This window comes from Tepidimonas sp., from assembly GCF_036824975.1.
In the GTDB taxonomy this organism is placed as follows: Bacteria; Pseudomonadota; Gammaproteobacteria; order Burkholderiales; family Burkholderiaceae_C; genus Tepidimonas.
Genome location: NZ_DAISZC010000081.1, coordinates 1 through 8,432 on the forward strand (window position 1 = coordinate 1; position 8,432 = coordinate 8,432).

At 69.8% G+C, this 8,432-nt stretch carries 7 protein-coding genes and 2 tRNA genes; 8 read left to right on the top strand and 1 reads right to left on the bottom strand.

Features of this window, described 5'->3' with window-relative positions; translation table 11 throughout:
- Positions 1-4: 4 nt before the first annotated feature.
- The 8 genes from V7Z54_RS08805 to V7Z54_RS08840 all read left to right on the top strand — a co-directional run bounded on the left by V7Z54_RS08805 (position 5) and on the right by V7Z54_RS08840 (position 8,337).
- A tRNA-Arg gene (locus V7Z54_RS08805) sits at positions 5-81 on the top strand.
- 57 nt (positions 82-138) lie between these two features.
- Entirely contained in the window at positions 139-930 is a 792-nt protein-coding gene (gene aztA / locus V7Z54_RS08810; RefSeq protein WP_334135924.1) for a zinc ABC transporter ATP-binding protein AztA, read from the top strand.
- Entirely contained in the window at positions 914-1,804 is an 891-nt protein-coding gene (locus V7Z54_RS08815) for a metal ABC transporter permease (protein ID WP_334135926.1), read from the top strand. The genes aztA and V7Z54_RS08815 overlap by 17 nt, the downstream gene beginning before the upstream one ends.
- 10 nt (positions 1,805-1,814) lie before the next feature.
- Positions 1,815-3,134: a guanine deaminase gene (guaD, locus tag V7Z54_RS08820; RefSeq protein WP_334135927.1), complete on the top strand. Its 1,320-nt coding sequence runs from the start codon at positions 1,815-1,817 to the stop codon at positions 3,132-3,134.
- 277 nt (positions 3,135-3,411) lie between these two features.
- A complete protein-coding gene (locus V7Z54_RS08825; protein ID WP_334135928.1) occupies positions 3,412-4,962 on the top strand; it encodes a TolC family protein in 1,551 nt (516 codons plus the stop codon).
- A gap of 5 nt (positions 4,963-4,967) precedes the next feature.
- Positions 4,968-6,284, top strand: a complete 1,317-nt coding sequence (locus V7Z54_RS08830) for an efflux RND transporter periplasmic adaptor subunit (protein ID WP_334135929.1) — start codon at positions 4,968-4,970, stop codon at positions 6,282-6,284.
- Positions 6,281-7,132, top strand: coding sequence for an ABC transporter ATP-binding protein (locus V7Z54_RS08835; RefSeq protein ID WP_443082462.1), 852 nt, complete (start codon positions 6,281-6,283; stop codon positions 7,130-7,132). The genes V7Z54_RS08830 and V7Z54_RS08835 overlap by 4 nt, the downstream gene beginning before the upstream one ends.
- Positions 7,132-8,337 carry an ABC transporter permease gene (locus V7Z54_RS08840; RefSeq protein ID WP_334135931.1) on the top strand — a complete coding sequence of 402 codons (1,206 nt, stop codon included), beginning with the start codon at positions 7,132-7,134 and terminating at the stop codon, positions 8,335-8,337. The genes V7Z54_RS08835 and V7Z54_RS08840 overlap by 1 nt, the downstream gene beginning before the upstream one ends.
- Positions 8,338-8,343: 6 nt before the next feature.
- Here V7Z54_RS08840 and V7Z54_RS08845 read toward each other — a convergent pair.
- Positions 8,344-8,431 (bottom strand) — tRNA-Ser (locus V7Z54_RS08845).
- Position 8,432: the final 1 nt, after the last annotated feature.

Below are 8,432 nucleotides of genomic sequence, written 5' to 3' on the forward strand. Positions count from 1 at the left end.
GCAAGCGGCTGTAGCTCAGTTGGATAGAGTACTTGGCTACGAACCAAGGGGTCGTGGGTTCGAATCCTGCCAGCCGCGCCACACACCAAGGCCAGTCCCCGTGACTGGCTTTTTTTCTGCCATCCCTGTGGGCCGTCCATGAGCGAGGCCGCTGCCATCGAGCTGTTCGACCTGACTGCGGGCTACGAGCGGCATCCCGCCGTGCATCACGTCAGCCTGCGCTGGCCGCGCGGGGCATTGGCGGCGGTGGTCGGACCCAACGGTGCCGGGAAGTCCACGTTGCTCAAATGCGTGGCCGGTCGGCTGCGGCCGATGCACGGCGTGGTGCGGGGTGTCACAGCAGCGGAGGTGGCGTATTTGCCCCAGATCAGCGAGGTCGACCGCACCTTTCCGGTGACGGTGCGCGAACTGGTGGCGATGGGGCTGTGGCGTGAACTGGGCCCGTGGGGGCGCGCGCGCGCGGCGCAGCGGCGCCGGGTGCAAGTCGCCATCGAGTCGGTGGGGCTGCAGGGGTTCGAGCAGCGCACGCTCGACACCCTCTCGGGCGGGCAGTTCCAGCGCGCGCTGTTTGCGCGGCTGCTGCTGCAGGACGCGCCGGTGGTGTTGCTCGACGAACCGTTCACCGGGGTCGACACACGCACCCTGCAGGATCTGCTGTGGATTCTGCGCCGCTGGCACGACGAAGGCCGCACGGTGATTGCCGTGCTGCACGACCTGGCGCTGGTGCGCGCCACGTTTTCGGTGACCACCGTGTTGGCGCGCGAGCTGGTGGCGCATGGGTCCACGGCTGCCGTGCTGACCGACGCCAATTTGGTGCGCGCCCGGCATTTGCAGGAGGCCTTCGACGAGCAGGCCGAATGGTGCGACCGCGACGCCTATCCGAGTGTCCCACCGGTCGATGCAGGAGAACCGCATGGCCACCGTCATTGAATCGGCCTGGGCCGCGTGGCTGGCAGCCACTGGGTTGGAGTTCGACTTCATGCGCCAGGCCGCGCTGGGGTGCGTGCTGTTGGCGCTGGGCGCGGCCCCAGTGGGGGTGTTCCTAATGCTGCGTCGCATGAGCCTGATGGGGGATGCGATGTCGCATGCCATCCTGCCCGGTGCGGCGGTGGGCTATCTGCTGGCCGGGCTGTCGCTGCCGGCGATGACGCTGGGGGGTGTGGTGGGGGGCGTGCTGGTGGCGGCGGGCGCGGCGGCGGTGGCACGCCACACTGTGCTGCGCGAGGACGCGGCGCTGGCGGCGTTCTATCTGGTGTCGCTGGCGCTGGGGGTGACGCTGGTGTCGATGCGCGGCAGTGCGGTCGATCTGCTGCACGTGCTGTTCGGCTCGGTGCTGGCGCTGGATGAGCCGGTGCTGCTGCTGCTGGCGGCCGTGGCGCTGCTGTCCTGGGGTGGTCTGCTGCTGCTGTGGCGCCCACTGGTGATGGAGTGCGTCGATCCGGCGTTTCTACGCGGCATCAGCCGCTGGGGCGGCGTGGCGCACCACGGCTTTCTGGCGCTGGTGGTGGTGAACCTCGTGGCTGCCTTTCACGCGCTGGGCACGCTGATGGCAGTGGGCGTGATGGTGCTGCCGGCCGCCGCTGCCCGCTTTTGGGCGCGGCGCCTGCGGCCGCTGCTGGCGGTGGCGGTGCTTGGCGCGATGGCATTGTCGCTGCTGGGGCTGTGGTTGTCCTATCTGGCCGACTGGCCCACCAGCCCCACCATCGTGCTGATGCTGGGAGGGTGGTATGCGCTGTCGATGCTGCTGGGGCCCTTCGGTTGGTGGCGGCAGCAGCACGTGCCGCAGCGGCACCTCAAGGGTTAGACTCGGCACCATGCAGGGCTGGCGCGCATCGCTGTTGTGGTTCGATCCGCACGCGGACGGCCCCGTGCCGCATTTTGAGTCCGACGGGTTGCTGGTGGTGGCTCCGGATGCCCAAGGCGTGGCGCGCGTGCACGCCATCGGCGCCTGGTCGGCGTTGCGGCCGCGCTTTCCTGATTTACCAGTGACGGACCACCGCGGCTGGTTGCTGGCGCCGGGCTTCATCGACCTGCACATCCACTATCCGCAAACCGACATCATTGGTGCGCCGGCCGATGGGTTGCTGCCGTGGTTGCAGCAGTACACCTTTCCACACGAAGCGCGCTTTGCCGATGCGCGTCACGCCGCCGAGGTCGCGTGCTTTTTCCTAGACGAGCTGCTGCGCCACGGTGTCACCACTGCGCTGACGTTTGCCACCTCGCACCCGGTGTCGGTGGATGCGCTGCTGGCGCAGGCGCTGGCGCGCGGCCTGCGCTGGGTGGCCGGCAAAGTGCTGCAGGACCGCCACAGCCCGGACGGCGTGCGCGACGACACGGAGGTGTCGCTGCTCGACACGGAGACGCTGATCGCGCGCTGGCACGGTCGCGGTCGCCTGGGCTACGCCATCACGCCGCGCTTTGCGCCCAGCTGCAGTGATGTCCAGCTGCGCGGTGCAGGCGAGCTGGCGCAGCGCTTCCCAGACGTGTGGATCCAGTCGCACGTGGCGGAAAACCGCGACGAAGTCGCATGGGTGCGCGAACTCTACCCAGGTGATCGCAGCTACTTAGCGGTTTACGAGCGCTTTGGGCTGCTGCGGCGGCGCGCGGTCTATGCCCACGGTATCTACCTGGATGACGAAGACTGGCGGCTGCTGGCGCAACGTGAGGCTGCCATTGCCGTGTCACCCGCCAGTAACTTGTTTTTGGGCAGTGGCTTTTTCGACTTTGCGGCAGCACGCGCGGCTGGGGCCCGCTTGGGTCTGGCCAGCGACGTCGGCGGTGGCATGAGCTTTAGCCCCTTTGCCACCATGCGCGCCGCCTACACGGTGGCGCGGGCGGCGGTGCGCGGTGACGGCACGTCCAAAGTCGCCATGACCCTGGATCCTCTGGATCTGTGGTGGCAGCACACGGCGGGCGCGGCGCGCGCGCTGGATCTGGCAGGCATTGTCGGTAGCCTGGCACCCGGGTCAGAGGCGGATTTCGTGTTGCTGGACCCCGAAGCCACTCCACTGCTGGCGCGCCGCACCGCCCACGCCGACAGTCTGGCGCAATGGCTGTTTGCCTTCATCGTGCTGGCCGACGAGCGCTGTGTGCGCGAGGTGCATCTGGCCACCCCCGGGGTGCGGGCAGGGTAGGGTGCCGACACCGCTCCGGATACACAACTTTGCACGGCGGTCACACGCCGTTCGTCGGAATCCGCTACGCTTGCAGCCAGCCTATGCCGCTGAGTTGCCGTGTGGACGATCCGCGCAGACCGCGATGCCACCAGCGACGAGCGTCTGCGGTGCACAGCGTCATGCGCCAGGCCCCCCGGCGCGGGCGTGCCTGGGCCAGGTTTGCTGGGGGGTATGGAGCCGCACGCTGCGCTCTGGCCTGTTGCGGACGCGTTGGTGCCCGATTTCTGTTCAATGCATGAGTGTGACCCCTTGTTCGACGGTCCGAATGGCGCTGGCGGTGGTTGCGGCCAGCGCGCTGGCCGGATGCACCGCACCGCCACGCCATTCGGCGTGGGTGGCCCTGCGTGCGGCCGATGAGGTGGTACCCCCACCCGCATGGCGTAGCCCCATGCCACCGGCCAGCCCGGACGGCGAGCGTGCCCGTGCTGCGACGCAGCCAGCTCCCGAGGCCGCCGCACGCAGCACGCGCGACGGCGAGCACAGCCATCCAAGCCGGGCTGAGCGCGCTGTGTGGGTGGCGTGGGCCGACGCCGATTTGCTGGCGCTGATTGAGCAGGCTTGGCGTGCCCACCCCGACGTGCGCAGCGCGCTGGCGGCGGTCGTGCAGGCGCGCGCCGCGCTCACCCAGGCGCAAGCGTTGCAGGGTCCGGCCGTGACGGCGGGCAGCAGTGCCGCGCGCACGCGCGTCGGTGACGCCGCAGCCGCCACGCGCTGGCAGGCGCAGCTGGATGGGGCGTGGGAGTTGGACTGGTTGGGGCGACGCACAGCGGGCACCCAGGCCGCGCAGCAGGATCTGGCCGCCGCTGCCGCCGACGCTGCGCTGGCGCGGCAGACGGTGGCGGCCAACGTCGCGCTGGCCTGGATCGAGGTGTGGAGCGCCAGCGAGCGGCTGCGCTTGGCGCGTGAAAACGTGCAGGCGTTGCAACACGCCTTGCGGCTGACCCTGTGGCGCGCGCAAGCCGGGCTGGCCAGCGAACAGGATGCGGCCACGGCCCGCGCCAGCGTAGCGCAGGCCGAAGCCGCGGTGCCCGCCATCGAGGCGCAATGGCAGCAGGCGCGCCACGCACTGGCCGTCTTGACCGGCCAAACGCCACAAGCCGAACTGCCGCAACCCACCCGAGCCCCCGAGCCGCCGTCGGCGTGGACGATGCCGACGCCGGCGTCCGTGCTGGCTCGACGTGCCGACGTAGCGGCTGCCGAAGCGCGCCTGCGCGCCGCTGTGGCCCGGGTGCGGCAAGCCGACGCGGCGCGCTGGCCAGGGCTGACGCTGGGCGGCACCTTGTCGTGGAGTGCGCCGCGCGTCAGCGATCTGTTCGATGTTCAAGCCATGACGCGCAGTCTGGTGCTGCGGCTGGTGGCGACGGTGTTCGACGGCGGCTCGGCGCAGGCGCAGGTGCTGGCGCAAGAAGCGGCGGTGGAGCGCGCGCGCGCGGCGCTGGCGGGCACGCTGCTGGCGGCGCTCAAGGACGTGGAAAACGCCTTGAGCGCTCTGGCGGCCGTGCATGTGCGCCGCCAGCGGCTCGACGCAGCCGAGCGCGACGCCGCAGTGGCTGAGCAGCTGGCGGCGCAGCGCTATGCGGCGGGGCTGACCGATCTGCGCAGCTTGCTCGATGCCCAGCGCACTCTTATCGGCATTCGCACCGATGTGGTGCAAGCCCAAGCCGACTGGGCAGCGCAGCACGTGCGTTTGCGGCTGGCGCTGGGAGCCGAAAGCGACGAAGACGCGGCCGACCGCCGAGGGGACCGGGCGGCGACACATTCCGACCCTTCTTTTCCTCATCGATGACGCTCATGCCTGATACTGCATCTGACCCGTTGTCCCGCCGTGCCGAAGACGACGTGCGGGCGGTACTGGCCGGCGCGCACGCGCGCCGCTGGTGGCGCCGCCCCGTGGTTTGGGCGTTGGGGTTCGCCGCCGTGGTGGTGCTGGTGGCTGGATGGCGCGCCTGGCAGGCGCAGCGCGCACAGCAGGCCCAGCCGGTGTACGTCACCGAGCCCGTGCGGCGTGGCGACCTGACGCTGACGGTGACCGCCAACGGCACCTTGCAGCCGCTGCGTTCGGTCAACATGGGCAGCGAACTCTCGGGCACTGTGCGCGAGGTGCGGGTGGACGTCAACGACCGCGTGCGCCAAGGCCAGGTGTTGGTGGTGCTGGATACCGCCAAACTACAGGACCAAGTGGACAGCGCGCGTGCCGCCTTGGCTGTGGCCGAGGCGCAGGTGGCTCAGGCCGATGCCAGTGCGGCTGAAGCCCGTGCCACGGTGGCGCGGCTGGAGGAGGTGGCGCGCCTGTCGGGTGGGCAGACGCCGTCAGCCGCCGAACTGGACGCCGCGCGCGCGGCGCTGGCGCGCGCCGAGGCCGCGCAACGCAGCGCACGGGCCAGTGTGCAGCAAGCGCGCGCCAACCTGGCCACCGCCGAGACCAACCTGTCCAAGGCATTCATCCGTTCGCCCATCGACGGGGTGGTGTTGGCTCGCAACGTCGACCCCGGCAACGCCGTGGCCGCCTCGCTGCAGGCGGTCACACTGCTGACCATCGCCCAGGATCTGAAGCGGCTCAAGCTGGACGTGGCGGTGGATGAGGCCGACATCGGCGCGGTGCGCGAAGGCTTGCCTGCTACCTTTACCGTCAGTGCGTACCCGCGGCGGCGCTACCCGGCCAGCGTGGGGCGCGTGGCCTTTGGCGCCACCAAAACCGACAACGTCGTCACCTACACCGCCACCCTCGACGTGGACAACGCCGACGGTTCACTGCGCCCGGGTATGACGGCCACCGCCAGCATCCGTGCCGTAGAGCGCAAGGGCGTGCTGGTGGTGCCCAACACGGCGCTGCGCTTCACCCCCAGCGAGTCCGCCGCCGCAGCAGGCGGCGGCAGTGGCTTGGCCAGCCTGCTGCTGCCCAAGGCACCCACCGCGGGCCGTAAAACGGCGCGGTTGGATACCCGCTCCGGGCCGCGCCAGCTGTGGGTGCTGCGCGACGGCCAGCCGGTGGCCGTGCCGGTGACCGTGGGCATCAGCGATGGGCGGATGTCCGAAGTCAGCGGCGAGGGCGTCGAGGAAGGGCTGCCGGTGATCATTGAGCAGCGCAGCGCAGCGCGCGGCCGATGAGGGAGACCTTGTCTGTGACCACCCAAGCCGACTCGCCCCTGATCGTGCTGCACGGCGTCACGCGCATCTACGGCCAAGGCAGCGCAGCCTTTGCCGCGTTGCGCGGCATCGACCTGACGGTACGCGCGGGGGAGTTCGTCGCCATCATGGGGCCCAGCGGCTCGGGCAAATCCACGGCGATGAACATCCTGGGGTTGCTGGACACCCCCACCAGTGGGGAATATCGGTTGTTGGGTGTGCCCGTGCAGTCGCTCACGCGCGACGACCGCGCGCTGCTGCGGCGCCACTATCTGGGCTTCGTGTTCCAGGGCTTTCACCTGCTGCCGCGCACCACTGCGCTGGAAAACGTCGAATTGCCACTCGTCTATCGCGGCCTGCCCGCGCGCCAGCGCCACGCCGCCGCGCGCGCCGCGCTGGCCGAAGTCGGGCTGGCCGGGTGGGAGCGCCACACCCCGGCGGAATTATCGGGCGGACAGCAGCAGCGCGTCGCTATCGCGCGCGCCATCGTCACGCAGCCGCGCGTGCTGCTGGCCGACGAACCCACCGGCAACCTCGACTCGCGGCGCAGCTACGAAATCATGACGCTCATCCAGCGCCTCAACTGCGAACGTGGTCTGACGGTGCTAATGGTGACGCACGAGCCCGACATCGCCGCCTACGCACAGCGCGTGGTGCACTTCCGCGACGGGCGCATCGAGCGCGATGGTGCCCCGGTCGAGGCCGGCGGCGCGTCGCACGACGCGGCACACCCCACGTCCGGCACACCCGGCGCGCAGCCCCAGCAACCCCCGGCCGCGTCGGCGCTGCAGCCGCGTGGTGCGCATCGCGTCGGGGAGGGCGACTCATGATGTGGCTCAGCACCATCAGGCTGGCGTTGCGCTCCATCCGGCGCAACCTGCTGCGCTCATTTCTGACCGTGCTGGGCGTGGTCATCGGCGTGGCGGCCGTGGTGACCATGGTCACCGTGGGCAACGGTGCCACCCGTGCCATCCAGCAGCAAATCGCCAGTCTGGGCGTCAACTTGCTGCAGGTGCGGCCCGGCCAGCGACTGGGACCCGGTGGTAGTGCGGGGGCACCATCGTTCAAGCTCAGCGACGCCACCGCGCTGGCGACTCAGACCCCGGGTGTGCTGGCCGTAGCCGCCGAAGCGCGCACCAGCGGCACCGTGGTGGCCAATGGCCGCAACTGGTCCAGCAGCATCGTTGGCGGCTCGCAAGACTGGTTGCTGACCAATAACTGGACACTGGCCGAAGGGCGTGTCTTCAGCGAAGATGAGCTGCGCGTGGGGGCCGCCGTGTGCCTGCTGGGCGAGACCGTGCGGCGCGAACTCTACGGGACTGCTTCGCCGGTGGGCGACACCGTGCGCGTGCGCCAGGTGCCGTGCGAGGTGGTGGGCGTGCTCGCCCCCAAGGGACAGGGCGCCTTTGGGCAAGACCTGGACGACATGGTGCTGATGCCCATCAACACCCTGCACCGGCGCGTGGTGGGGCACACACGGGTCTTCACCCTGCACGTGTCGATGCTCGAAGGAGCGGACCCAGAGGCCGTCAAGGCGTCGGTGCGGCAGATCCTGCGCGAGCGGCGCAGTCTGGCCGAAGAGGAAGAGGACAACTTCAACATCCTCGATACCCAGCAGCTGGCCGAGACCATGGCCGGCACCACCCGCATCATGACCCTGCTGCTGGGCGCAGTTGCCGCTGTCAGTCTATTGGTCGGTGGCATCGGCATCATGAATATCATGCTGGTTAGCGTCACCGAGCGCACGCGCGAAATCGGCCTGCGCCTGGCCATCGGCGCGCGCGAGCGCGAAGTGATGGGGCAGTTTCTGGTCGAGGCGGTGGTGCTGGCCGCACTGGGCGGTGTGGTGGGGCTGCTGTTGGCGCTGGGTGCCAGCGTGGCGATCAGCCGCCTGATGCAGGTGCCCTTTGCCTTCGATCCGGTCATCAACCTGGTGGCTTTTGCCTTCTCGGCTGCCATTGGCGTGCTGTTTGGCTACGTGCCGGCGCGCCGCGCCGCGCGTCTGGACCCGATCGAGGCGCTGCGGCACGAGTGATGGCCGTGGCGGAAGGGGTGGGATTCGAACCCACGGATGGTTGCCCATCGCCGGTTTTCAAGACCGGTGCAATCGACCACTCTGCCACCCTTCCT

Coding starts and splice junctions, on each gene's coding strand:
- V7Z54_RS08815 (WP_334135926.1), top strand. CDS start 914: ATGGCCACCGTCATTGAATCGGCCTGGGCCGCGTGGCTGGCAGCCACT.
- aztA (WP_334135924.1), top strand. CDS start 139: ATGAGCGAGGCCGCTGCCATCGAGCTGTTCGACCTGACTGCGGGCTAC.
- V7Z54_RS08840 (WP_334135931.1), top strand. CDS start 7,132: ATGTGGCTCAGCACCATCAGGCTGGCGTTGCGCTCCATCCGGCGCAAC.
- guaD (WP_334135927.1), top strand. CDS start 1,815: ATGCAGGGCTGGCGCGCATCGCTGTTGTGGTTCGATCCGCACGCGGAC.
- V7Z54_RS08825 (WP_334135928.1), top strand. CDS start 3,412: ATGAGTGTGACCCCTTGTTCGACGGTCCGAATGGCGCTGGCGGTGGTT.
- V7Z54_RS08835 (WP_443082462.1), top strand. CDS start 6,281: ATGAGGGAGACCTTGTCTGTGACCACCCAAGCCGACTCGCCCCTGATC.
- V7Z54_RS08830 (WP_334135929.1), top strand. CDS start 4,968: ATGCCTGATACTGCATCTGACCCGTTGTCCCGCCGTGCCGAAGACGAC.